The following is a 24,989-nucleotide window of genomic DNA, read 5'->3' on the forward strand; positions in this document are numbered from 1 at the left end:
ACGCACAGCCTCCTTTCATTTAAAACCCGTTTTCTTTAAAGAATGCTTCAGTCAATGCCTGTGCCTGTTTTTCTTGTTTTGTTTGGTGGAGAAAGCGGTAAATGTATTTGCCGATCATATCGCACTCGATGTTGACGATGCTTCCGACCTTTTTTGCAGGAAAAATCGTTTCATCCAATGTGTGCGGGATAAGCGAGACTGTTACCTGATCCTCCGTCAGTCCGAATATGGTGAGGCTGACGCCGTCTACGGCGATCGAACCTTTTAACACAAGCATTTTGGCCAGTGAAGGGTCAAGTTTTAAATCATAGTATACGGTGTTTGCCGCTTTTTCTATGCGAACGATCGATGCAGTGCCGTCGACATGCCCCGAAACCATATGCCCGCCGAAGCGGCCGTTTGCCGCCATCGCCCGTTCAAGATTGACGCGGCTTCCTTTTTTCAATGTGCCGAGTGATGTTGCTTTCAGCGTTTCAAGCATGACATCCGCCGTGAAACTGCTGGAACCGAACTCATTTACGGTCAGGCAGACTCCGTTGACAGCAATGCTGTCGCCGAGCTTCACATCTTCGATCACTTTGTTGGATTGAATGACTAAAGACATGGCGCTTCCCGCCTTTTTCATGTCCAAAATCGTTCCGACTTCTTCAATGATGCCTGTAAACATATGTCACCGCCTTATTCTTTTATCGGTCTTGCTGCCAGCTTTATATCCTGGCCGACCTTGGTAATGGTTGTGAATTGCAGTAAGGGGACATCTTTCATCGATTGAAAGCCTTCACCGGAGAGGATGCTGGGAGATTGCAGCCCTCCGATTAATTTAGGGGCAAGATAGAAGATTATTTGCTGATAGAGTCCTTCTTTGACGAAGCTTGCGTGAACCGTTGCGCCTCCTTCGACAAAGACTGAAGCGATGCCGCGGTCTGCAAGGTGCAGAAGCACGTCGCGCACCTGAAGTTCATCCGCATCGAGCACGGTTACCTGCACACCTTCTTTTTCCACGTTCCGAACCTTTTCGGGATCTGCCTTGGACGTCGTGTAAATCCAAGTAGGCGCTTCTTTATCCTGAATCACTTTTGACTGGAGCGGGATTGACAGCGTCGTATCGAGAACGACGCGCACCGGCTGATTCACCGCACCGGGGAGACGGCATGTCAAACTTGGGTCGTCTGCTTTTATTGTGCCCGATCCGACTAAAATACACTGGTGGTTTTTTCGGTATTGGTGAGCATCCATCCGCGCTTCTTCAGAAGTAATCCATTTGCTGTCGCCTGTTGCGGTGGCGGTTTTGCCGTCAAGGCTTGCAGCGGCTTTTAATGTCACATACGGAAGGCCTGTCCGCATAAAATGCATGAACTTTTCATTCAGCTCTTCCGCCTGTTCTTTGAGAACGCCTGTTTCCACCTCGATCCCGGCGCTTCTCAGCATCTCGATTCCTCTTCCGGAAACGAGCGGATTCGGATCTTCCGCAGCCACGACCACCCGCTTCAAACCGGAACGAATAATCAGTTCCGCGCAAGGAGGCGTTTTGCCGTAATGGCTGCACGGTTCAAGCGTCACATAGATGACGGCTCCTTCCGCATGGCGGCCTGCCATTTGAATGGCGTGCACTTCTGCATGTGCTTCTCCGTATTTTAAATGGGCTCCCATTCCGACCACTTCGCCGTCTTTGACGACAACCGCTCCGACAAGCGGATTGGCCCCGGTCTGGCCTTCGCCCTGCCTCGCCAGCTCCAATGCAAGATTCATATAATGCGCATCCGTCATGAATTTCCCTCCCTTCTTTCAAAAAAATAACCCCGGATGTTGATCCGGGGGTTGTTTTTGTGCATGAGAAATAAAACTATGCTTATTCATTATTTTTTACATAGTCTCTTCATCCTTCTCCCATCCAGACTTTCACTGTCGGCTTCAGCTTTTCACTGAATCCACCGCTTTGCACGAAGCACAGCGGGTCACGGGCTCTAAAGCTGTCTCTCGCTTTATTACCGCCGGTCGGGATTTTCACCCAGCCCCGAAGGATACAATCGATATTTACTTGTCCTTATGCGTAATTATAGCGGCCGCATATTAAAATTGCAATGAAAACTGCTTGCACAGAAAAACCCTCTGAAAAACAGAGGGTTTTTATTCTGCCACCTTGACGACTTTTATTAATCCGTCGATTCTGTTGGCATTAGAGAAGTAGGCCTTTACTTTGTCTCCTTCTTTAATGTCGGACAGATCCTGGTTAAGATTTTTCGCATTGAAAATGATCTTCGTTCCGTTATCTGATACCCCGTGGTATTCAGTCCCGTCAATTTTGGTGATCTTATATTGATAAATGGTATAGTTCTTTTCCTCAGATGAGACGGTTTGGCTGAGCGCCGTTGAGACATCCTGAACGCTTCCGTTTTTTAAATAATAAAAGCCTCCGGCCAGTACGGCAGCCAAAACGAGCAGAACCGTGAGCTTGAATTTTATTTTCCCCATGATCAAAACCTCCAGAACACGTTCTGAACTATCCTATGTTTATTTCCTATGAATGATGAAATAAAACATGTTCGATTCAGACGGAAAATATGTGGTTTTTAAGTATAACGCAAAATGAAGGGAAATCGTTTCATATTCAGACGAAATACTACTTATAACCTACGAATGTACATTCTGATTTAGGGGTGTTTGCGAAAACAAGCTTAAAAATCGAGTCTAAATCACTACATTTCAAAAAACCGTTTGTTCTGTCTTCTTCGCTTCAGGTTTCGTTGTAAAAGTCGTTTCGGATGGCGATAACAGACTGATTTTTAAAATACTCGCTGTCTTTTGTTTTTGCCCAGGCGAGAAACTTCACATGCTCGGAATGGAACAGTGCCTCGTGTTGGGGCGAGCGAGCAGCAGCCGCGCCGAGTCTGTGTTTGATTCCGCGGATGAACTTCCAATATTGATAGAAAGGCAGTTTTAATTTTGTCATAAATCCTGCCGAGTCTTCAATCACATATCCTTCCTCTTCAATCGACGGGTCATTTGACACAGACAGGTACCATTTATAAAAATCGGTCCACTGATGAAAAGTAATGACTTTTTGCTTACATTCTACGCGGAATGTCTCCGCAAAACGAAGGACGTCTTCATACAGCAGCTTTTCATATTTCATCTGCCTCTTGACAATGTCGAGAAGGACAAGCTTGTCCGATTCGTACTCGATAATGTGCGGATCTTTTTCTGGCAGCACGACTTCAAACACTAACGAAACATTGCGTTTTTTCACATATTCTTTCATAGCCTCTGTTTGAGATGCGTCAAACGTTTTGTAAAACAGCTCTTCCACCCATTTCGCATGGCCGTCTTTTTGTCCGCTTGATGTATAGGATTTTGAGGTGAAGACAAGCTCATCGGTTTCAGAATTGTAGCCGACCGTTCCCAAAAATCCATTCGCCTTATCATAGACGGTGACCGGAAAGCGCAGCGTGTTAACGAGAACATGCATTTTCGTCGTCAGACGCTCCTCGATGTTGAAAAATTTGTTGTAGCTTCTGCTGACGATTTCATTCGTGTTTCTATTAATAAACAGCCCTCTTGCCTTCATGCTGACGCTGTCCCATTTTCTCTCCTGAAAAGCCTTTCTCGTAAAGTTAAAAGAGGAAATGCCGCCGGCTAGTTTTTGCTCAGACACATAATCATGTTCGTCCAAATGCTTTAGAAAATGTTCGACCGTCAGCTCCTCGTGCGCGTGATGAGAAGTAAGCGGAGGAGCGGAAGTTTTAAACACATCATTTTTTATTTCGTGTGTTTGAATTCCCGACCGATCAATGGTGACAACTCTTAAATGCCCGCCGTGCTCCACCTGCCCTTCCAGGTTATATGATTTTGCAGCTGCATGCACTGGAAGTCGGAACATGTTTCTGTGCCCGTGGATTTGAATGATGTTCCGCCCTTCCATATTTTTCGTAAAGACATGGTCGATATCTGTCTCATATCCGCCGACACCGTTGATCAGCTGGCTGGTAGCCGTAAACAGAAGGTTGTCAGGGAGCGCGGAAATGCCGCCGTGCGTGATGATGTAAGTGTCTTGTCCATACGTGAAGTAGGCAATTTGGTGGAAGCGCCTGGCCAGTTCCCTGATATCTCTCTTGTCAAAACCTGCTTCGTCTAATTCTGGTTTTGTCTTCTTGTTGAATACGCTGCTTCTTGTTACTTCGTCATGCCCGTATTGCTTTAAATATTTATCATGATTTCCTTCGAGCAAAATCACATTTTTGCGGTCTTTGATACGGAGAAGGAATTGGACGACTTTTGCGTTTTCTATTCCTCTATCAACCATATCGCCTGTAAAAATATATAACTCGTCATCTTCGAGTCTGCCTTTCAAATAGGAATCAAGCACCGTAAAACAGCCGTGCACATCCCCGATGACATGTATTTTTTTGTAGCTGTCAAGCCGCCTCGGCTTATACTGCATAGCATCGGCAAATTCTTCCGGCTTGATCACTGTTGTCCAGGAAGGCGCCGGTTCGGATAAAATCCGCTCGTGCATGGCGTGAACCACGCTGTCTGGCACCCGCTTATGCTCAGCCCTCTCGCGGTTTCTCAACAGGGCGGTCTCAAGCGGAACATTGGAAAAATCAACCACATACGCTCTGTAGCGATACTTTAAAACGAGAGCTTTATAGCCGGAAATCATGCTTTGTTTTGCATGTGTGGCATCAACGATCGTGAATTCTCCCCTCTCCATCCTTTCTTCAAGCAGGCTGAACAAAAGCTTCCATACCTTGCCGTCATTTTTTTGGGAAATGTCGTATTTCCCTTCCAAATTTAACACTGGTGACTGATGGATCAGCCTCAGCTGATCGGCAGACAGCGTATATTGATTCAATTGATGATCCCTGATCCAGGTTGATTTTCCGGTGCCAGGGCAGCCTCTAAGCAGTACTAAAGTCCTCATTGTTGATCTCCTTATTCAGTTCTGATGAGTTAATTTTAGCATTCCTTCCAAGAATATACGTAATTTTTTGCTATTTGTTTCAAAAACAAATAAAAAAGATCCCCATAAAGGGGACCTTTTGTGTCCTTAATGAAATTCCACATCTATCCTCTTTTTTTCGTCGGGCTTGTCTTTCGGCATTCTCACTTCAAGCACGCCGTTCCTATAAGAAGCTCTTATTCCTTCACGGCTGACGGGAGCAGGAAGCGCGACTGCCCTGTGAAAACGGCCTGTAAATCGTTCTTTCCGGTGCATGTTTTCCTCTTTTACTTCGCTTGACCTGTTGATGATTCCGCTGATATGAAGCATATTGTTTTCAACCTCAATATGAACATCTTCTTTGCTTTCAAGGCCCGGGATATCGCAGGAGGCGACGATTTCATTCCCGGCTTCATGCACATCAACCCTGATATCGCCAAAGCCGTGCTCTCCTCCAAAGTTTGCCGGAAAATCGGCAAACACCCGATCAAACTCTCTTCTGATCGTATTCAAATGTTTAAATGGTTCGTAAGGTACTAACGGCATTTTCTTTCCTCCTTCATGTTTTCATAACCTTATGATTTCTTGTACGCTTTGATTTATGCATGCCAATATGAGGTCAAGCTCAGGGAAGAAGAGGCTTTTTAGCGGACATAAAAAGAGCAGTGCTGATATAGACCAAGCACTGCTCTTTTACTGAAATATTATGTTACGTTTCGTTCTCCGATATGAATCGGTGACGTTTTGACAGATGTTACGTTTCTCTCAGCAACTTGTACCGGTGCGGATGTTACGTTTCTCTCTGCGATTTGCACTGGCGCGGACGTTACATTTCTCTCAGCGACTTGCACCGGTGCTGATGTTACATTTCTCTCTGCGATTTGCATTGGCGCGGATGTGACGTTTCTCTCGGCGACCTTCACACCATCTGTTTGCGTCATCAGCGCAGCACTTGCCAAAGAAAGTCCTGCTACTGAAGCAGCGGCGGTTAACAACAGTTTAGATTTCATACGACCAGTCCCCTTTTTTCATTTGTTTTCGAGCACTGAATACCGTTTGATAGAAATAAACAGAGTCGCTCAAGCGCCCAATTTCATTATAGTATTCAGCTGCTTCCAATGCCAAGTCCTCAATATCGGGATACATCTTTTTTGACCCGAGCAGCTGAAATGTCTCCAGCATTGGAGCCCTGCCGTCATCATCAACATACAAAGCTTTTAAAAAATGAAATTTTGAAAGGTAGATCGCATCGTCTGATCGGCGGGCGATGTCAATTCCTTTGTTTAACGCGTCATCCGCCTTTTCCAGCTGCTTCAACTTGAAATATGCAAGTGCAAGACTGAAAAACGCTTTTGGAAGAATATCTGATGACTCTTCTTGATAAATCGCAGCAGCCCTGTTGAAGTACTCGGCTGCCTGATCGAAATCCCCCATCTTATAATAGCAGTTTCCCAAATTGTAATAGGTGTGTCCTTCCAATATGAGCTGGCCTTCTTGCTGTGAAAGCTTCAGCGCCTTTTCAAGATGTGACAGCGCTTTTTCATTCGACTCTAAATCGTCATAGTTCCCTGCGATGACGAACTCGCATTGGATTCTCCGAACCGTGTAGGTTTCATGCGCCTGATAGGTTTCAATCGCTTGAAGCGCATAGTTCATCGACACATGGCTCTGTTTCATATGATAAAACACTTCAGCCATTTTAAAATGAAACTCGGCTCTCTCTATTTCGTCCTCGACGTGCAGCAGCTTTTTTTCGGCGCGCCTGTAAAAAGAGATCGCTTTAATATAATCATGGTTTTTATATTCATACATCCCTCTAAAAAAGTTAAAATAATATTCGAGCAGGCCTGTCAGCTTTCCTTGTTCATCTTCGATATCTTTTAATATTTCAGAAAAGTCAGGCGGGGTTTCGCCTTCTTCCAAAGGTTTTACGTAATCAAGCATGATTCTGTGTCTGAATTCCATTAAGGCGTAATACAATAATAAGTCTTGATCCTCTTCCATTTGAGAAATTTCGCGCTCAATTTCTGCCTTCAGCATTTCGGCGTCCGTGACGTTGAATTTACGTATCGCGTTATACCAGTCATTAATTTTTACGCCGACTGCCGTCGATGGGATTTTTACGCTCACCCCTTACGCCCCTTCCTTTTTTACAGATTGCGTTCTCTATCTAGCTCTTCACTTGAATATATTTTACATAAAGGGTCATTTTTTCACAATTATTTTATTTATTAGCATCGTTATTTCCTATCAGGATGTGGACGAAGAATCGGCCTCAAGTCCTGTTGCACCTGGAAAATAAACACCGTTACAGACAAAAAAACAGCCCGGCTAAGCGGGCTGTTTTTTGCGCTCTCTGATTATGCATCAAATACTTCGACTTTTTCCATGCCTTGTCCCTGCTCCATTGAAGTGACGGCATCAAGGCCTGATGTGACCTTTCCGAAAACGGTGTGAACGCCGTTCAAGTGCGGCTGAGGCTCATGGACGATAAAGAATTGGCTGCCTCCGGTATCTTTTCCTGCGTGAGCCATTGAGAGAGAACCGGCTTCGTGTTTGTGCGGATTCCCTTCTGTCTCGCATTTAATCGTATATCCAGGTCCGCCTGTTCCGGTGCCGTGCGGGCAGCCTCCCTGGCTGACGAAGCCCGGGATGACGCGGTGGAACTTCAGCCCGTCATAGAACCCTTCGTTTGCAAGTTTTTCAAAGTTGGCGACAGTTCCCGGCGCCGCATCCGGATATAGTTCAAACTCGATTTTTTTGCCGTTTGTCAGTTGTATGTATCCTTTTTTAGCCATCTTGATTCTCTCCTTTCATTTCACAAGGGTCATTATATCATATTGAAGAAGCAGAGAGCCAATCGACCGAAATAAACGCCGCTCTTGTATCGTTTTTGTAAAAAATTTTAAAAAAAGGTTGAATCGCCTGTGAAAATCATGAATGATAAAAGAGCGGCGAGATACGATGCCGGGAGGGCATTTGACTTGAAGAGAAAATTCTCTCTTTTTTTCTTTGAAACCTCACTCATCTTTCATCCGTCTATATTTCGGAACGCATTATTTCCGTTCCGGCAGGCTTCTTTAAAAGTACAGCAATTCTGCCTGAAGCCTGCATTTTTAAGGAGGGCATTGAGCTTGAAAAAATCGATACTAGGAATCTTTACAGCATTGTGTCTGCTCATTTTCCCGCAGGTCAGCTTCGCTGACGCCGCAGTGGGTGATGTCATCGTCACGCTGGGGAAAGACTTGTCAAGCCAGGACAGACAAAAAGTATTAAAAGAAATGAATGCGCCTGAAAATGCGACCATCATCGAGGTGACAAATGATGAGGAGCATAAATATTTAGGGGATTATATACCGAAAGCACAAATTGGAACAAGAGCGATTTCTTCTTCTTCAATTACCGTAGCGAAAAAAGGCACCGGTTTGGAAGTTCAGACACACAATATCAGCAGAATTACAGATGAGATGTATTTGAACGCGCTGATGACGGCCGGTGTAAAAGACGCCAAAGTCTATGTCACCGCTCCGTTTGAAGTGTCAGGCACAGCCGCTTTAACCGGATTGATGAAAGCGTATGAAACGACTTCGGGCGAAAAAATTTCCGAAGATGTGAAAAAGGTCGCGAATGAAGAGCTTGTCACCACTTCAGAGCTTGGCGAGAAAATCGGCAGTGAAAACGCGTCAGCGCTGATGGCCAAAGTCAAGGAAGAAATCTCGAAAAACGGAGTTCCCGAGTCAAAAGAGGAATTGGAGAAAACGATTGATTCGGCTGCTTCCGAACTTGGCGTGACACTCACAGAAGATCAGAAAAACTCTCTTATATCTTTATTTAATAACATGAAAAATATTAATATCGACTGGAACCAGGTTGGAGACCAGCTTGACAAAGCAAAGGATAAAATCACGAAATTCTTGGATTCTGAAGAAGGACAAAACTTTCTTCAAAAACTGATCGACTTCTTTGTGTCTCTGTGGAACGCCATCGTTTCCGTATTCACCGGCGGCGGCACCTCAGAGTCCAACGGTTAACACAACCGCCGAAACACCTCCTTTTTCACTTGAAGGGGGTGTTTTATTTTTGCAGAGGGGAAATCCCCTCCGTCTTCTTCATAGTTTTCATGAATAAAATCTGTCAGCAGCTTTGTAAATCGGTAAAACGTTTCGTTTTGCGTCGCCGCCCTGTCTTTTAGTGTAAACCGGTCGAATAAAGATTTGCGGAAACCCGTGCTCATTTCAAGCTGAATGCTCAGCCCGGAAAGCGACTTGTTGGCGATGTTATTCGGATGGGTTCCGGCATACTTGTCATCTGTCCCCAGCATTTCAGCGGCAAACCCCGAGCGGTTCAGCTCATCAACCAATATTCTGATTTTAGCGCGGTCTGTGCCGCCTACTTTAATATCGCGGTCTTCACTGTAATAGCCGTGGAGCGACATGACATACTGGTGGCTTGCAGTAATTGCGAGCGCCGCTGGCTCGTCAAAACGCGTGCTTGTAATGTGAAGGTCCGTATTGCCTGATGATTTCAGCCCTTCAAACAAGTACAGGGAATAGTTTTTGGACACTTCATTGGCGATTTCGCTCGTTCCGGGTTCGATGCCGCCTCCATGGATGGCCATGATGAGCATCGGCACTCTTGCGTTCTTCTCCGTAATTCGGTAAGAAGCTGGATCTTCATTCCGCTCCAATTCTTCAAAGCTTGAATATTGATCGCCGGACTGTGTTGCGCCATGGGCCGCAGCAGAATATGGGAATGAGATCACAGCCGAAATCAATAAAATATTCACAAAAATGTTTATTGCTGTAAAACGATTTACTGTGTTACAATCAACACATTGCTTCAGGCACTGGAGCAATCGGTGGAGTAGGGATACTTTGGCCGGTTTCATCTACTCCGCCTCTAAATCCAACAAATCAGCAAATCTCATCCTTTTCACCCTGGTCATTGCCTTTATCATCTCCTTTGTAAATTTTTTGTTAAATTCACAATATTATATACAATTAGCCCGGTCGCTGTTCTATGCATGTCATGATCTTTTTAACAAAAAACACCTCCCGATCACCGGGAAGTGTTTTTCGTGCTTGAATTAAAAATGGAGACCCCCCTCTTAGGGAATCTCCATTTTTTTATTGTTTGACTTTCGATTTCAGCGGCAGATCCAGCTTGACGATATCCTCATACGTCTCTCTCTGAATGACGAGCTGCGCTTCCCCGTCCTCGACAAAGACGACGGCCGGGCGCGGAATGCGGTTGTAGTTGTTGGCCATGCTGTAGCCGTACGCACCGGTGCAGAAAACGGCGAGCACATCTCCGTCGCGAACTTCGGGGATTTCCAAATCCCAAATCAGCATATCTCCGCTTTCGCAGCATTTTCCTGCGATTGATGCGGTATCATGACAAGCATCGTTCATCCTGTTGGCGACGGCTGCTTCATATTTTGCCTCATAAAGCGCCGGCCTGATATTATCGCTCATGCCGCCGTCGATGGCTACATATTTGCGAATGCCCGGCACCTCTTTTTGAGAACCGATCGTGTACAGCGTAGTCCCCGCATCACCGACGAGAGACCGGCCTGGTTCGATCCAAATCTCAGGGATGTCAAAGCCGAAATGCTCGGCATTTGCTTTGACCGCCTCGATGATTTTTTCAACATAAACATCAGCTGCAAGCGGCTCGTCGTCTTTTGTATAGCGGATGCCGAAGCCCCCGCCAAGATTGAGCACTTCCGGAATGAAAGAGTAAGTCTCCCGCCATTCCGCAAGCTTCTCGAAAATCTTGTCTGCTGCAAGGACAAATCCTGCCGTATCAAAAATTTGCGAACCGATGTGGCAGTGCACGCCGAGGAGCTTAAACGCAGACGAGCGGAGGACTTGTTCGATGGCTTGTTCGACCTGTCCATTATGCAGATCAAAACCGAATTTGGAATCTTCCTGCCCCGTCGTAATATAATCGTGCGTGTGCGCTTCAACTCCCGGAGTGATTCTGAGCAAAACGTCTACAGTTTGTCCTGATCGCTTGCAAAGATCTTCTGTAATGGCGATCTCGTGAAAGTTATCGAGCACGATGCAGCCGATTTGATGCTCCAGCGCCATGGCTAGTTCTTCAGGGCTCTTATTGTTTCCGTGAAAATGAATCCGCTCAGCTGGGAACCCTGCTTTGATCGCAGTGAAAAGCTCTCCTCCCGATACCACATCCAGAGACAGCCCCTCTTGTTCGGCAAGCTGAATCATGGCAACCGATGAAAACGCCTTGCTTGCATACGCTACCTGCGCTTTTAAACCGGCTTCCTTGAATGCCTTCTGGAATTTTCGGGCGCGCTCTCTAATCAGCGCGACATCGTATACATAAAGAGGTGTTCCGTATCTTTCTGCCAATGATAGAACATCGACACCGCCGATTTCGAGGTGCCCTCTTTCATTTTGTCTGCTAGTACCGTGTAAAAACAATTGTCATTCCCTCTTTCTCTATCGACAAAGGTGCAAGGGGCGCTCCGGTTGCTGCCCGATGCATCTTCCGGCTTCATGATAGTGCGATTCTTATGTTGTATTATAACATTTCGTTTTAAAAACTAAACCACCATTTGTCCAAATTTTCTTGATTTATAAAGGAAATGATTCCCTAAACAACTAATCCATTCTATTGATTATAGAATAACAGAAAACAGCGCTTGATAGAAATAGGCATACACAACGTCCATTCAATAAAAAAAGAGCCGAAAAGCTGAGATTTTCGCCCATACAAATAGGCATTTACCTGAATATAATCTTAAAGATGAAAACCAAAAAACGAAGTGGGAAAGAGGTTATCATATGTATCCAAATCGTTATCCCTACACCCCCGCTCCCGGCTATGCACCTGAAGATGTATACGCCCCTTATCAGCCGGCTGCGCATTATGAACAGAGAATTTATGAGCCTTATGAAGGGCAGATTATTACAGCTCCGGCGAATACGAGATTTTGGCGGAGAGGAACTGAGGTTTTCCTTCATTCGTCAACGATTGACCCGTACGGCCGCGAAATGCTGTATGTCGTCTATCCGATCAGAAGACAGAACAACATCTGCAGCCTCCGGGCAGTCGCGATCTCTGCCAATGAATACAGAGGCATCGGTACTCAAAGACCGGAATTCGATTATTGAAAAAGAGGCTTTTCCCCGGGGAAAAGCCTCTTCGAATGCCGGCTTCACGGCTGTCTGGAGCGGTTTCTCGGATGAACGATGCTCGGCCTGACTTTTCCCCCTGGAACGGACGTGCGCACGAGAACATGCCAAAACGCTTTTCCATTGAACGGGAGGAGAGGCCATAAGTAAGGCGTTCGCAATGACCTGATCGAAGTCATCACTATAGTTAAGATCGTTAATCCGATGACAAATCCCTCCACTTTAAAAAGCGCCACCAATATCAGCATAAACAGCTTCACCATTTTATTCGCCAGGCTCAGCTCGTAGCTTGGTGTCGTGTAGGCTCCGATTGCCGAGAGGGAAACGTATAAAATGACTTCGGGAGAAAACAAGCCGACATTGATCGCGATATCGCCGATCAATACAGCGGCGATCAGGCCCATTGCAGTCGAAAGCGCCGTCGGCGTATGAATGGCGGCCATTCTTAAAAATTCGACGCCGAGATCCGCCAGGAAAATCTGCATGATAATCGGAATATGGGTGTCTTTATTCAACCCGATAAACGATAAATTATCAGGCAAGAGCGACGGATGAATGACAAACAGCAGCCAAAGCGGCAGCAAAAAGGTGGAGGCCAAAATACCGAAAAACCGCACCCACCTTAAAAACGTCCCAACAGCCGGCGTCTGTCTGTATTCCTCAGCATGCTGAACATGGTGAAACAAAGTGGTCGGTGTGATGATGACGCTTGGCGACGTATCGACGATCACGATGACATGCCCCTCTAAAATATGGCTTGCGGCTACGTCTGCCCTTTCCGTAAACCTGACAAGCGGAAACGGATTGTAGCCTTGGCCGACCAGGAATTCCTCTACCGATTTATCCGACATCGGCAGCCCGTCGATCTTCACATCTTCAATTTCTTTTTTTAATACTTCAACAAGATCGGGATCTGCAACGTCTTCCAAATAGCAGAGGCAGATGTCTGTTTTAGAGCGTTCACCGATATGAAGCATTTTGTAGCGCAAGCGCTCATCTCTGATCCGGCGTCTAATCAGGGCTGTGTTGACGATGATGTTCTCGACGAGTCCGTCCCTTGCACCGCGTACGACTTTTTCTGTATCAGGTTCTTCCGGCGTTCTGCCCGGGTAGCTTCTGACATCGATGATAAAAGCAAAGCCCGCATCTTCGACGATGATGGCAACCAGTCCTGACAACACTTGGTCGACAGCTTCATCAAGCGTTTCCGCTTTTGAAACCTGCTGGTTCAAAAGCCTGTTTTCGACGATGTCTTCGACCTCGCCCGATTCTTTTTCTTTATCATTCAGATGCACCAGTTCTCTTAACAGGTGAATGATGTATTGTGTGTCGCACAATCCGTTGACATAATAAAGCTGAACTTCATGTCCGAGAATAAAGACCTTCCGTACGCCAAGGTCAAAGCTTTCTCCCATGCCGACCCGCTTCTTGAAATACGCTTCATTCTTAGAAGGATCAAGGAATACGTTCGTCTTCTCTTGCTTTTGAGCACTCATGATACCCGCTCCTTTCTAAAATGAGCTCGACCGCTTTCATTGTAATCGGCGAACCTTTTTCCACATCGTCTTTTCTGTTCATCTTACCGATATCACCGATTCCGACAATGATCGGAACATCCAGCTGGTCAAGGCAATAGACTGTATCACCATTCATTCGTTTGACATCGAACTCTTTGACCCCGTGTTTATCGACGCCGTACTCTGTCAGTTCGCCTTCTGCATCGATTGATACATCGACTCTCGTCCACTCTGCATAATGAGTTTTTGAAGCGACGGCGATGACTCCGAGCACCTCGATATCGGGATGCATCGCTACATATTTCATAGCTGTCTCTCCCGGGCCTTCACCTTGAAGTCCGGAATCATCAAACATGACGAATACAGGATCATGAGGGGTTTGCAGGATCATGGTTACAAGCTCCGGTCCTGTTTTAACGCTCGGATTCCCCGCCGATTGGGAAATGCAGCGGCCACCCGTTTTTCTTGCTGCATATTCGATTGCTTTTGCAGCGTATATATCGCCGTCTGTGACCAAAATGACCTTGCGTTTTGCTGGCATTTTCCTTTATCCTTTCGGTTTAAAAATCACGGCAACAAGAAAAGCGAACAAGATAGCGGCAGATATACCGGCAGATGTCAGTTCAAATATCCCCATGCCGATTCCGATAAAGCCATGTTTCTCAGCCTGGTGCATCGCGCCGTGCAAAAGAGAGTGGCCGAAGCTGACAATCGGGACTGTAGCCCCGGCACCGGCAAATTCGATAAAACGGTCGTAAATGCCGAATCCGTCAAGGATCGCTCCAGATACGACAAAAGTTGACATGACATGAGCCGGCGTCATTTTGAAGATATCAAGCAAGAGCTGTCCGATGACGCAAATCAGCCCGCCTGCAATAAAAGCAATGACATACTCCATCTTAAGCGTTCCCCCTTTCGGCCCGTTCAAATACGACGCCATGGGCAATGCATGGTATCGATTCTTTTTGCTGGATGATCGTCGGGCTTAAAAGGGCGCCTGTCGCGACAACAAGCACTCTGTTCAGCCTTCCCGCTTCAATTTCTTTGAAAATATGGGCAAAGGTGACGACCGCGGAACAAGCGCATCCGCTTCCACCTGCAAAAACTTGCTGGTCAGGCGTATAGATCATCAGCCCGCAGTCATTATGTTTTGTCCCGACATTGATTCCTTCCTCTTTTAACAGATCCTTCAAAATCGGGCTGCCGACGCCTGAAAGGTCGCCGGTTAAGATCAGATCGTAATCATCAGGGGTGCGTCCCAGATCCTCCAAATGCTGCTTGACCGTATCCGCAGCAGCGGGTGCCATCGCCGACCCCATATCTTGCGAATCGGTAATCCCCAAGTCGATAACCCTTCCGACAGTTGCGCTTGTAATTTTAATTCCGCCGGGCTGCTGGCTGAGGACGACCGCTCCGCTTCCGGTCACTGTCGAAGTCGCGGTTCCCGGTTTTTGCCCCCCGTATTCCGTCGGGTAGCGGAACTGCCTTTCTGCCGTAGCATTATGGCTGCTGGTTGCCGCTAGGGCGCGCTTTGCGAAACCCCCGTCAATCAACGCCGAACTGATCGCGATCGATTCCATTGATGTCGAGCATGCTCCAAATAAGCAGAGAAAAGGAATTTTCAAATGCCGCGCCACATAGTTGGCTGTCACGTTTTGGTTGAGCAGATCGCCAGCCAAAAAGATATCGATGTCTTCCTTTTTAAGATTTTGTTTTGATAACGCGGACTGAACCGCATCCTCCATCAGCTTGCGCTCTGCCATTTCCCAGTTTTTCTGGTTGCAGTGCATTTCATCATAGCTTTTGTCAAATAAGTGTCCAAGAGGACCTTCTTTTTCTTTGGGACCGACCGCTGTTCCGCTTGAGTTAACAAACAGCGGGTTCTCGAATTCCCATGTTTGTTTTCCTGTTAATTTCATGATGTTTTCCTCCTAAAACAGCTTGTCAAAGGCAAAGCGGATCATCCCCACAATATAAGCGGCCACAACACCGAACACGATGACGTTTCCCGCAAGCTTGAACATGTTTGTACCTACGCCGAGGACGTAGCCTTCGCTTTTGTGCTCAAGCGCTGCGCTCGTCATACTGTTGGCAAACCCTGTAACCGGAACGGCAGAACCAGCGCCGGCGAACTGTCCGATTCTGTCGTAGACGCCAAGGCCTGTTAACAGAGCGGAGATCAGGATCAGCGTGGCAACCGTCGGGTTCCCGGCCGTTTTTTCATCAAAATGGAACACAGCCATATAAAAATTCTGGAAAGCCTGGCCGATCGTACAAATCAGACCACCGACGAGAAATGCCTTGATACAGTTCAGGACATAAGGCGGTGAAGGCTGATACGCTTTAACTTTCGATTGATAATTATCTTTCAAACTTGACATCATAATCCTCCTTTTATGACAAATGAACAAAAATGAGCCATTGGAACATCGATCCGAGAATCTTGCCGAAAACAATGGCCATTAAAAGTATCAAAATCCGGTCTCCCATCCCGATGCGTTTCGCCAGTATCGGCAGCACGTTCAAGACTTCTGTTAGCGCCGCTGCAAGCATTCCAATGAAAACGCCCGCAAAAAGGCCGATCGGAACAAGCAGCCATTTGGATAAAAAAAAGCGGGACATGTTCAGCGATTCCCATCCTCCGAAAACCGCGCCTAAAATGACAGCCCATTCATACGCCTGGATAAATCCTTTTGTTTTCGTCAGCTGAGTCAGCCTCGGGATAATGCCAAGCACGGTAAGAAAAGCGACAAAGCCGGATCCAACAGCAACCCCTCCTGCGAGTCCGAGAAAGATGATAAATATCACGCTAATGATCATGAATATCCTTTGTCGTTTCTTTGTTTTCGTGCATGGCCACATAATGGTCCAAATCAAGCTGATATTTAAACATCTCGACCTCCAGGGGGCTGGGCTCCTCGTTAAACCGTTTTTTAAATAAATGATTAAAAAACAAGATCATGCCGAGGCCGAGACCGATGCTGTACGGAACCTGCAAAAGGTATGGGTAGCGGTTCACCTTGCCCGTCACCATTTCGTAAAGCAGGATGTGCACTTCCCTCATGCTGACATCTTCATGAAAGTTCATGACGGCAAGGCCGGCACCGACGAACAAGAGCAGCCAGACGGCGATGAAAAGCACGGGCGACAGACCCCTTTTCGGATATTGGATCTCCACGATGGTTTCAGAACCGCCGACGGTTTGGACATCAAGGTCAGGAAACGATTTATGTACAGCTTCAATCACCTTCATCACGTCCAGCACCACCATGCTTTGATCCGCTTTGCTGACCTGATAAATAGGCAGCCGTTCAAGCTTTTCTTTGTATCGGCGGTCACCCGCTACCTGTGCGATATGGCCGAGCAAAATCAATTCATCCGGATCTGCCTCAAGCCGGTGGCGGAGTCTGATAAAAACTTGACGTTCCATCTGGGTCACTTCCTATATGATGGTTATAGTTGTAGTATGAAGTACATCCCATTTATCATTCAGAAAGGCGCAAAAGACCATAAATTACCACACAAAAAAACCGGAACGCTCCCAAGAGCGTCCGGTTTTTCATCGGACATCCGAGGCTGCCTGCAACATGAGCAGCCTCAGCTTTCAAAATGGTCCATCTGGTTTTTGATTTGCTTTAAAATCTTTTTCTCAAGCCTCGAGACTTGCACCTGGGATATGCCGAGGCGGTCGGCAACTTCAGATTGCGTCTTGTCTTTGTAATACCTTAAATAAACAATCAGCTTTTCCCGTTCATCCAAATCCTTGATGGCTTCCTTCAAAGCGATTTTATCGAACCACTTCTCTTCCGACTGATCGGCGATTTGGTCCAGAAGTGTAATCGGGTCCCCGTCGTTTTCGTAAACCGTTTCATGAATGGACGAGGGAGAGCGGACCGCTTCCTGGGCCATCACGACCTCTTCTGAACTGATTTCGAGATAATCGGCGATTTCCTGAACGGTCGGAATCCGGCCGTTTGACTTGGAAAGCTCGTCTTTCGCCCGCCGGATTTTGTTGCCGAGTTCTTTCAGCGAGCGGCTCACTTTGACGGTTCCGTCATCTCTGATAAACCGCTGAATCTCGCCGATAATCATCGGAACGGCGTAGGTGGAAAACCGAACGTCATAGGAAAGATCGAATTTGTCCACCGACTTCAAGAGGCCGATGCAGCCGATTTGAAAGAGGTCGTCAGGCTCATAGCCTCTGTTCAAAAAACGCTGAACGACAGACCAAACAAGACGCATGTTTTTTTCTATGAGGAGGTCCCTTGCTTTTTGATCGCCGTTCTGGCTGTTTTTAATCAGTTCTTTCACTTCATGGTCTTTAAGCTGAGTGTTCTGGTTTTCTTTTTTAACCTCCACATCCATAACAAATCTCCCTTAATTGCAAAGCGCTTTGCTTTTTGATAAGTGCTTTGTTAAGTGTATTGTGGTTCCCATCTCAGGTGAGGAGTCGATCGAAATATCATCCATGAAATTTTCCATGATCGTAAAGCCCATTCCCGACCGCTCGAGTTCAGGCTTTGTCGTGAACAGGGGCTGGCGCGCTTCTTCAAGATCAGGGATGCCGACTCCTTCGTCGCGGATCGTTAAATAGACAATATGGTCCTCGAGAGTGACGGAAATATATACGTTTCCCTGCCCTGAGTTTTCATAACCGTGAATGATCGCGTTTGTGACCGCTTCGGATACGACCGTTTTAATTTCGGTCAGTTCATCCATCGTCGGGTCAAGCTGAGCGATAAAAGCAGCGACTGTCACCCGTGCAAACGATTCATTTTGGCTGAGCGCTGTAAACTGAATGTTCATTTCATTTTTCATGACGCCACCCCCAACGTTTCAAGTGCACGCTGCTCTGATTGCTCAAGGCGAATGATTTTAAACAGCCCGGACATATCAAATAAACGTTTGACAGCAGGGGAAATGGCGCAGACGATCATTTCTCCGCCGAGCTGCTTAATCTCCTTATATCTGCCGAGCACGACGCCAAGCCCTGAACTGTCCATAAACGAAAGGTCTGCAAGATTCATGACAATATGGCGAATGTCGGTTTGTTCCAGATGGTCACTGACTTGTTTTCTCAAGGTTTCTGCTGTATGGTGATCGAGTTCACCTGTCAACCGAATGCATAATACGGATTCTTTGACGTGAATATCGATTCCGAGGCTCATCCTCATTCCTCCTTGGTTTAAATCGGATAATGAGTGTTTCGCTTCAGACTTTATAAATTCCTTCACCGTGACAAAACTAGTGACCGTTCGGCATTATTCACTCCACTTCGTCCAGTGGGTCATCGTCCGCTTGAACATCGTCCACATCCCCGCTTTGTCCATATCTTTTTCAGCGACAAGAGGACTTTCAGCGAGCACCTTTCCATCCTTTTTCAAAACGAGCGTCCCAAGCTCTGTGCCTTTTTTGACAGGGGCCTGGATATCTTCTTTCTGTTTGATTTCTTTTTTAACAGATTCGATATTTTCGCCTTTTTTCGTCAAAAGGGAAATCGGTTCTGATGTGACAAGGTTTATTTTTTGCTCACGGCCTTTATTGACCTTCAAATCGGAAATGATTTCGTTACGTTTATACATCGGATGCGTTTCATATTGGCTGAACGCAAAATCAAGCATTTTTGTGATTTGGGCATTTCGTTCTTTCGGCGTGCTGGCTCCAAAAACGACAGCGATGACGCGCATGTTTCCTTTTTTCGCTGAAGCTGTCAGACAGTACTTTGCTTCATTTGTAAAGCCGGTCTTGACTCCATCAACACCTGGATAAAATTTGATGAGGCGGTTTGTGTTGACGAGCCAGAATTTTTTATCAGTGTTTTCTCTCAGATAGTCTTCATACGTTCCCGTAAATTTCGTGATGTTTTCATATTTTAAAAGCTCTTTCGCCATGAGCGCCATGTCATAGGCTGTGCTGTAATGGCCTTCTTCAGGCAGACCTGTCGTATTTTGAAAAGACGTATCCTTGAGGCCGAGCTCAGCAGCTTTTTCATTCATTCTTTTGACGAATTCCTCTTCAGACCCCGCAATATGCTCTGCCATTGCAACAGAGGCATCATTACCCGATCCGATGGCGATCCCTTTCAGCATATCTTCAACCGTCATTTCTTCACCGGGCTCTAGAAAAATTTGCGAACCCCCCATTGAAGCGGCATACTCGCTTGTTCTGACTTTGTCTTTCATTTTGATTTTGCCTTCATCAAGGGCCTCCATGATCAGCAGCATGGTCATCACCTTTGTCATGCTGGCCGGAGGAAGCTTTTCACGGCTGTTCTTGTCATACATCACCTTACCGGTATCCCGCTCGATTAAAACGGCAGATTTTGCGTCATCAGCAAGCTCCGACGGTTTCTTTGCGCTCTCTTTTGCAAGCGCCGACGGCGCAGTCATCAGGATTATCGTAAAAATCAGCAATTTGGATAAATGACGTTTCATCACCCAGACCTCCATTTCGTAATCCTCTCTATTTTTTCCAATCCGGTTGGATTTATACGGATCGGTTGGAAAAAATTTCTCAACGACCAAAAAGAAAGAGCCAATGCAGGCTCTCATTTGAACTTGCACTGGCTCATATTTCAACTTCGCTGTAGTTTTAGCCGATTTTGGCGACTGCCGCTTTAACAAACCGCAAGAAGTCGGCTTTTACTTTTTCGGTGACTTCGATCACTTCATCATGGGAGAGCGGCTGATCGAGGATTCCGGCTGCCGCGTTTGATATACACGAAATGCCGAGCACGCGAAGGCCCGCATGTTTTGCCACGATGACTTCCGGAACCGTCGACATGCCGACGGCATCCGATCCGATCGTTCTGAGGAACCGCACTTCGGCAGGCGTTTCGTATGTAGGTCCTGTAACGGCTGTGTAAACCCCTTCTTGTACGCTGATGTTCAATTCTTCGGCTGTTTTTTTCGCCAAGAGGCGCAGTTCCTTATCATATGCGGACGACATATCCGGGAATCTGACGCCGAGCGAGGAATCGTTTGGACCGATCAGCGGGTTCGTTCCCATATAATTGATATGATCGGATATGATCATCAAATCGCCGGGACGGAACGATTCATTGACGCCGCCTGCGGCATTGGTCACGATTAAAGTCTCGATCCCCAGCTCTTTCATGACACGGACAGGGAAGGTTACCTTGTCCATGGAATACCCTTCGTAAAAATGAAAACGCCCTTGCATCGCGACGACTTGCACATTTTCAAGTCTGCCGATGACAAGCTGTCCGGCATGCCCTTCAACAGTGGAAACAGGAAAGTCCGGGATGTCTTCATATTTAATGCGGACGGCGTCTTCTATCTCATCGGCAAGCACGCCAAGGCCGGATCCCAATATCAGGCCGACCGCAGGTTTGATTTCCGTTTTGCTTTTAATATAGTCTGCGGCATTTGCAATCATCTGTTTCACGTCGTTTCCTCCTATTTCAGCAGGGATAAAAAGCTTTTTCCGTACTTTGGCATATTCGTTTTAAAGTTGTCGGCGATCGTTGCGCCGATGTCCGCGAATGTATCTGCGAGCGGAAGCGCCCCAGGCTTTTCGTGTTTTTTGCTGTATACAAGAAGCGGAACGTACTCCCTTGTATGATCAGTGCCATGGTGAACCGGATCATTGCCGTGGTCGGCGGTAATGATGAGCAGATCATCTTCGCGCATCTTTTCAAATACTTCAGGAAGGCGCGCGTCGAACTCTTCGAGCGCTTTTCCGTATCCTTCCGGATCGCGGCGGTGTCCGAACAGCGCATCAAAGTCCACGAGGTTTACAAAGCTGATCCCAGTAAAACCTTTGTCAAGCGTTTGCACCAGCTTGTCCATCCCGTCCATATTCGATTTCGTTCTGAGCGATTCCGTAATGCCCTCGCCGTCGTAGATATCGGAGATTTTGCCGATCGCAATCACATCAAAGCTGTCATCTTTCAATTCATTCATCACGGTTCTGTCAAACGGCTTCAGCGCATAATCATGGCGGTTCGGCGTCCGTTTAAATTCGCCCGGCTTGCCGACAAACGGCCTCGCAATAACGCGTCCGACCATATATTTCTCGTCAAGCGTCAGCTCGCGCGCGATCTCGCAGATCTTGTACAATTCCTCGAGAGGCACGACTTCTTCGTGTGCGGCAATCTGCAGAACGGAGTCTGCTGAGGTGTAGACGATCAGCGCGCCGGTTTCCATATGCTCCGCACCGAGTTCATCCAAAATCGCAGTGCCTGATGCAGGCTTGTTTCCAATCACTTTTCTTCCGGATTTCTGTTCAAGTTCGTGGATCAATTCGTCCGGAAAACCTTCGGGAAACACCCGGAAAGGTTTGTCTATGTAAAGTCCCATAATCTCCCAATGGCCAGTCATCGTATCTTTTCCGTTTGAGGCTTCTTTCATTTTGCCGTAATAGGCAAGCGGCTTTTCCGCCTTTTCGACGCCTTTGATTTCACGGATGTTGCTGAGCCCGAGCTTTGCCATGTTCGGCAGGCTGATGCCTCCCATGTGTTCGGCAATGTGGCCCAATGTATCTGCGCCTTTGTCATTAAATTTTTCGGCATCAGGCGCCTCGCCGATTCCAACGGAATCCATTACAATTAAAAATACGCGGTTATAATCAAATGCAGGCATTTGTCGGCCTCCTTTTTTTCTTTCTGTCAGCTATAGGCTGTCACGCTTGGCATAAAAAAACCAAAATACCGCTATTAGCCAAGTATAAACCGTTTACACAACAGTTGACAATACGAACGGAAATAGTGAGAAACTTCCCGCAATTTGCTACTCCCTCAACATGAAAAACCGTGCTACCGCCTGTCCTTTCAGGCTATGCACGGGGATGGTATTGCCTATACACATCTTTCAGCCTTGTTTTCGTCACGTGCGTATAAATTTGCGTCGTCGAAATGTCGGCGTGTCCGAGCATTTCCTGAACGGCCCGGAGATCGGCTCCGTTTTCGAGCAAGTGTGTGGCGAATGAGTGCCTCAGCGTGTGCGGCGTCAGCTCTTTATTAATTCCCGCTTCCAAAGCGATTTTCTTTAAATTTTTCCAAAACCCCTGGCGGCTCATTTGTCTGCCGTGGTGATTCAGAAACAGGGCGTCTTCGGTATTTTTTTTCAAAAGCTTGCCCCTCGCTTTTGACAGATATTCGCCGACCGCATGTGACGCCGCTTCGCCGAGCGGAACGATCCGCTCCTTTCTTCCTTTCCCGAAGCAGCGGATAAAGCCCATCGATAAATGGACATCGGACAGCTTTAATGCGATCATCTCGCTGACGCGGATTCCTGTCGCATACAATAACTCCAGCATTGCTTTATCGCGGTAGCCGAACGGCCCCGTCAGCTTCGGCGTATCCAAAAGCGTTTCGACTTCCTGTAATGACAGCACCTTCGGAAGGGTCCGTTCCGTTTTTTGCGATTCAATATGGACGGACGGGTCCTGGGCCGTCACTTTTTCCCTCAGCAGAAACTGGTGAAAGCTGCGGATGGAAGCGAGATGCCTCGCGACCGTCTTTCCGGATTTTCCGGCGTCTTTTAAATGCTTCAAAAACTGGATGATGTGCAGCCTTGTCACCTGGTCAAAAGAGTTCAGCTGCTCCTGCTCCTCTAAATAGGCGGCGTAGCTGTTCAAATCCCGTTCATAGCTCACAACCGTGTTGTGGGAAAGCCCCCGTTCAACAACGGCGTAGTGGATAAAGTCTTTAATATGAACTTTCACGCTATCCTACTCCCCGTTCAAATAAAAAAAGATTAACCGGTTAAACCAGCTGCCCTGCTCGTCCTCTTCCATCGAGGCGACCTTGAGGGCTGCTCCTTCAGGTTTATCATACCGATGATAGTTTTCATACTCTGAATTTATCCATATCATAGCATAATAAAACAAGACGGTAAAACCGGTAAACAGCACAAACACCTTGATCATATCGGCGGCCGTTTTCAGCATTTTCATACGGTTTCAGGTCCCTTCTTTTGATTCGATTACTAAAACTTATGCCAAATGAGACAAGTTTTATACGTCTGAATCAAAAAAGAACCCGCTCATGGCTGAAAGGGTTCTCTCCGGTTTAGGCTATTCCGATTCCTTTTGCTGACAGTCATGACAGATGCCGTGGAACGTCAGCCTGTGGTCTTTTATTTTAAATTTCCAATCCTTTTCAATGATTTCTTCCACGTCTTCAAGCAAATCTTCTTCAATTTCAACAACCGAACCGCATTCCATACAAACCAGGTGGTGATGGAAATGGGCGGCACCTTCTTTGCGGAGGTCATATCTTGACACACCGTCGCCAAAATTGATTTTATCCACTACTTTTAATTCAGTTAACAGTTCAAGAGTCCGATATACTGTCGCAAGACCAATCTCAGGAGATTTCTCTTTTACGAGGAGGTATACATCTTCTGCGCTTAAATGGTCTTCCTCATTCTCTAGCAGCACCCTTACAGTAGCCTCGCGCTGAGGGGTGAGTTTATAGCTGGAAGAATGCAGTTGCTTTTTAATCCGATCAATACGTGTTTCCATTGACTTTCCCTCCTACGCCGCATTACCTAGCTTATTATAACAAAACAAGCGCAGAGAGCCAACTATAATCATTATAAATTGAGAAACAAAATGAATATTTTTTAATAATCATTATAAATTAATGCTGTTTCGGCAAGACGTACTCTGTCAGCTTTTCCATCAACACTGGCGAAAGGTATGCTTCAAAGAAAGAGGATATAAGAGACATTGCGAGAATCAGGACGAGTACAAAAGCGTAGCGGCCAAACCAATGGACAGGTGCTTCTGCAAGGCTGCGTTTAACAAAAAGCTGGCGGATGAGCCTCATCGAAAAGGCGATGGCGCAGGTGCCCATGATCAAGTACGCCGGGATCAGCAGAATATTTTGCGGGAGCACGGAGACAAAAGACAGGAAAAAGCCGTTGATTCCCATTTGATTGACCAAAAAGCCGACTGTAAATCCGACGACGATCCCTTTTAAGAAGACCATGATAAAAATGACGGGCAGACCGATGATGGATATCCCGAGAATCCACATTAAGCCTAAATATTTCATATTATGAAGAAAGCTCTGCAAAAACATTTCCTTTGAGCTGGCTGCTTTTCCTTCGGAAAGCTGTCCAAAAAATTGATTCAAATAGTAGAACAAATCTTCTTTTTGACCGATCGTCATGCTGTTGACGATGACCGCGCCGAAAATCACACCCATTAAGAACAGCACAGAAACAAATAAATAGATCGACAGATGGTCCTTCATATGTTGAAAGATGAGCTCTTTGATTGTGGGCTTCCGCATGTATCTTCCTCCCAGACGTGCTTTTGATTTTAATAGATTGTATGAGAGAAAAGAGAGCCGCATGACTTTTTTTAAAAAAAGACGGGCGCCCGTAAAAGGCGCCCCGTCTA

Annotated in this window: 29 protein-coding genes and 1 riboswitch; of the genes, 2 read left to right on the plus strand and 27 right to left on the minus strand. The window is 46.6% G+C overall.

The window, feature by feature from the left end:
* Positions 1 to 19 precede the first annotated feature (19 nt).
* From ribE to MKY62_RS12295, 8 genes are all read right to left on the minus strand, one after another.
* Entirely contained in the window at positions 20 to 667 is a 648-nt protein-coding gene (ribE, locus tag MKY62_RS12260) for a riboflavin synthase (protein ID WP_003183118.1), read from the minus strand.
* 11 nt (positions 668 to 678) lie between these two features.
* Positions 679 to 1,767 (minus strand): bifunctional diaminohydroxyphosphoribosylaminopyrimidine deaminase/5-amino-6-(5-phosphoribosylamino)uracil reductase RibD, encoded by a 1,089-nt coding sequence (gene ribD, locus MKY62_RS12265; protein ID WP_003183120.1) that lies wholly within the window; start codon positions 1,765 to 1,767, stop codon positions 679 to 681.
* A 108-nt stretch (positions 1,768 to 1,875) separates the two neighbouring features.
* Positions 1,876 to 2,026, minus strand: a riboswitch (FMN riboswitch).
* 101 nt (positions 2,027 to 2,127) lie between these two features.
* Positions 2,128 to 2,472: a hypothetical protein gene (locus MKY62_RS12270; protein WP_003183123.1), complete on the minus strand. Its 345-nt coding sequence runs from the start codon at positions 2,470 to 2,472 to the stop codon at positions 2,128 to 2,130.
* 262 nt (positions 2,473 to 2,734) lie between these two features.
* On the minus strand, positions 2,735 to 4,921 hold the full coding sequence (locus tag MKY62_RS12275) for an RNA ligase (protein ID WP_003183125.1): 2,187 nt from the start codon (positions 4,919 to 4,921) through the stop codon (positions 2,735 to 2,737).
* A 126-nt stretch (positions 4,922 to 5,047) separates the two neighbouring features.
* Positions 5,048 to 5,485: an Hsp20/alpha crystallin family protein gene (locus tag MKY62_RS12280; RefSeq protein WP_003183127.1), complete on the minus strand. Its 438-nt coding sequence runs from the start codon at positions 5,483 to 5,485 to the stop codon at positions 5,048 to 5,050.
* Between the two features lie 158 nt (positions 5,486 to 5,643).
* A complete protein-coding gene (locus MKY62_RS12285) occupies positions 5,644 to 5,949 on the minus strand; it encodes a hypothetical protein (RefSeq protein ID WP_003183128.1) in 306 nt (101 codons plus the stop codon).
* Complete coding sequence (locus MKY62_RS12290; protein WP_009327959.1) at positions 5,939 to 7,069, minus strand: Rap family tetratricopeptide repeat protein; 1,131 nt, start codon at positions 7,067 to 7,069, stop codon at positions 5,939 to 5,941. Before MKY62_RS12290 ends, MKY62_RS12285 begins: the two co-directional genes overlap by 11 nt.
* A 230-nt stretch (positions 7,070 to 7,299) precedes the next feature.
* Positions 7,300 to 7,737, minus strand: a complete 438-nt coding sequence (locus MKY62_RS12295; protein ID WP_003183133.1) for a peptidylprolyl isomerase — start codon at positions 7,735 to 7,737, stop codon at positions 7,300 to 7,302.
* A 336-nt stretch (positions 7,738 to 8,073) separates the two neighbouring features.
* Here MKY62_RS12295 and MKY62_RS12300 point away from each other — a divergent pair, with 336 nt between their 5' ends.
* Entirely contained in the window at positions 8,074 to 8,970 is an 897-nt protein-coding gene (locus MKY62_RS12300) for a DUF1002 domain-containing protein (protein WP_011198086.1), read from the plus strand.
* On the opposite strand, the gene MKY62_RS12305 is transcribed toward MKY62_RS12300, so the two are convergent.
* Both MKY62_RS12305 and lysA read right to left on the minus strand, forming a co-directional pair.
* Entirely contained in the window at positions 8,967 to 9,827 is an 861-nt protein-coding gene (locus tag MKY62_RS12305; protein WP_003183139.1) for a poly-gamma-glutamate hydrolase family protein, read from the minus strand. The genes MKY62_RS12300 and MKY62_RS12305 overlap by 4 nt on opposite strands.
* 238 nt (positions 9,828 to 10,065) lie before the next feature.
* Entirely contained in the window at positions 10,066 to 11,385 is a 1,320-nt protein-coding gene (gene lysA / locus MKY62_RS12310; RefSeq protein ID WP_003183141.1) for a diaminopimelate decarboxylase, read from the minus strand.
* 363 nt (positions 11,386 to 11,748) lie between these two features.
* On the opposite strand from lysA, the gene MKY62_RS12315 reads away from it, so the two are divergent.
* Entirely contained in the window at positions 11,749 to 12,078 is a 330-nt protein-coding gene (locus tag MKY62_RS12315; RefSeq protein ID WP_003183143.1) for a hypothetical protein, read from the plus strand.
* Between the two features lie 44 nt (positions 12,079 to 12,122).
* Here the strand turns inward: MKY62_RS12315 and MKY62_RS12320 are convergent, their stop codons facing one another.
* From MKY62_RS12320 to spoIIM, 17 genes are all read right to left on the minus strand, one after another.
* Positions 12,123 to 13,595: a spore germination protein gene (locus MKY62_RS12320; RefSeq protein WP_003183145.1), complete on the minus strand. Its 1,473-nt coding sequence runs from the start codon at positions 13,593 to 13,595 to the stop codon at positions 12,123 to 12,125.
* Positions 13,555 to 14,157, minus strand: coding sequence for a stage V sporulation protein AE (locus tag MKY62_RS12325; RefSeq protein WP_003183148.1), 603 nt, complete (start codon positions 14,155 to 14,157; stop codon positions 13,555 to 13,557). The genes MKY62_RS12320 and MKY62_RS12325 overlap by 41 nt, the downstream gene beginning before the upstream one ends.
* A gap of 6 nt (positions 14,158 to 14,163) precedes the next feature.
* Positions 14,164 to 14,514 (minus strand): stage V sporulation protein AE, encoded by a 351-nt coding sequence (spoVAE, locus tag MKY62_RS12330; RefSeq protein ID WP_003183151.1) that lies wholly within the window; start codon positions 14,512 to 14,514, stop codon positions 14,164 to 14,166.
* Position 14,515: 1 nt separating this feature from the next.
* Positions 14,516 to 15,535: a stage V sporulation protein AD gene (spoVAD, locus tag MKY62_RS12335; RefSeq protein WP_003183153.1), complete on the minus strand. Its 1,020-nt coding sequence runs from the start codon at positions 15,533 to 15,535 to the stop codon at positions 14,516 to 14,518.
* Positions 15,536 to 15,547: 12 nt separating this feature from the next.
* A complete protein-coding gene (gene spoVAC, locus MKY62_RS12340; RefSeq protein ID WP_003183155.1) occupies positions 15,548 to 15,997 on the minus strand; it encodes a stage V sporulation protein AC in 450 nt (149 codons plus the stop codon).
* 13 nt (positions 15,998 to 16,010) lie between these two features.
* Positions 16,011 to 16,436, minus strand: coding sequence for a stage V sporulation protein AB (locus MKY62_RS12345; RefSeq protein ID WP_003183156.1), 426 nt, complete (start codon positions 16,434 to 16,436; stop codon positions 16,011 to 16,013).
* A complete protein-coding gene (locus tag MKY62_RS12350; protein ID WP_003183159.1) occupies positions 16,426 to 17,046 on the minus strand; it encodes a stage V sporulation protein AA in 621 nt (206 codons plus the stop codon). The genes MKY62_RS12345 and MKY62_RS12350 overlap by 11 nt, the downstream gene beginning before the upstream one ends.
* Before the next feature lie 167 nt (positions 17,047 to 17,213).
* Positions 17,214 to 17,981, minus strand: a complete 768-nt coding sequence (sigF, locus tag MKY62_RS12355) for an RNA polymerase sporulation sigma factor SigF (protein ID WP_003183162.1) — start codon at positions 17,979 to 17,981, stop codon at positions 17,214 to 17,216.
* Positions 17,982 to 17,993: 12 nt separating this feature from the next.
* Positions 17,994 to 18,434 (minus strand): anti-sigma F factor, encoded by a 441-nt coding sequence (gene spoIIAB / locus MKY62_RS12360; RefSeq protein WP_003183165.1) that lies wholly within the window; start codon positions 18,432 to 18,434, stop codon positions 17,994 to 17,996.
* On the minus strand, positions 18,431 to 18,784 hold the full coding sequence (gene spoIIAA / locus MKY62_RS12365) for an anti-sigma F factor antagonist (RefSeq protein ID WP_003183167.1): 354 nt from the start codon (positions 18,782 to 18,784) through the stop codon (positions 18,431 to 18,433). Before spoIIAA ends, spoIIAB begins: the two co-directional genes overlap by 4 nt.
* A gap of 93 nt (positions 18,785 to 18,877) precedes the next feature.
* On the minus strand, positions 18,878 to 20,050 hold the full coding sequence (locus MKY62_RS12370; RefSeq protein WP_011198088.1) for a D-alanyl-D-alanine carboxypeptidase family protein: 1,173 nt from the start codon (positions 20,048 to 20,050) through the stop codon (positions 18,878 to 18,880).
* Positions 20,051 to 20,207: 157 nt separating this feature from the next.
* On the minus strand, positions 20,208 to 21,014 hold the full coding sequence (locus MKY62_RS12375; RefSeq protein WP_035316189.1) for a purine-nucleoside phosphorylase: 807 nt from the start codon (positions 21,012 to 21,014) through the stop codon (positions 20,208 to 20,210).
* Between the two features lie 20 nt (positions 21,015 to 21,034).
* Positions 21,035 to 22,219 (minus strand): phosphopentomutase, encoded by a 1,185-nt coding sequence (deoB, locus tag MKY62_RS12380; protein WP_003183173.1) that lies wholly within the window; start codon positions 22,217 to 22,219, stop codon positions 21,035 to 21,037.
* A gap of 193 nt (positions 22,220 to 22,412) precedes the next feature.
* The gene (gene xerD / locus MKY62_RS12385; protein WP_003183174.1) at positions 22,413 to 23,303 is read right to left on the minus strand and encodes a site-specific tyrosine recombinase XerD; all 891 of its coding nucleotides are present in this window, start codon (positions 23,301 to 23,303) and stop codon (positions 22,413 to 22,415) included.
* Positions 23,304 to 23,309: 6 nt separating this feature from the next.
* Positions 23,310 to 23,534 (minus strand): YqzK family protein, encoded by a 225-nt coding sequence (locus MKY62_RS12390; RefSeq protein WP_003183175.1) that lies wholly within the window; start codon positions 23,532 to 23,534, stop codon positions 23,310 to 23,312.
* Positions 23,535 to 23,654: 120 nt separating this feature from the next.
* Positions 23,655 to 24,104, minus strand: coding sequence for a ferric iron uptake transcriptional regulator (gene fur / locus MKY62_RS12395; protein WP_003183178.1), 450 nt, complete (start codon positions 24,102 to 24,104; stop codon positions 23,655 to 23,657).
* A gap of 118 nt (positions 24,105 to 24,222) precedes the next feature.
* Positions 24,223 to 24,879 (minus strand): stage II sporulation protein M, encoded by a 657-nt coding sequence (gene spoIIM / locus MKY62_RS12400; protein ID WP_003183180.1) that lies wholly within the window; start codon positions 24,877 to 24,879, stop codon positions 24,223 to 24,225.
* Positions 24,880 to 24,989: the final 110 nt, after the last annotated feature.

It is taken from the genome of Bacillus sp. FSL R7-0646, from assembly GCF_037969865.1.
In the GTDB taxonomy this organism is placed as follows: domain Bacteria; phylum Bacillota; class Bacilli; order Bacillales; family Bacillaceae; genus Bacillus; species Bacillus licheniformis.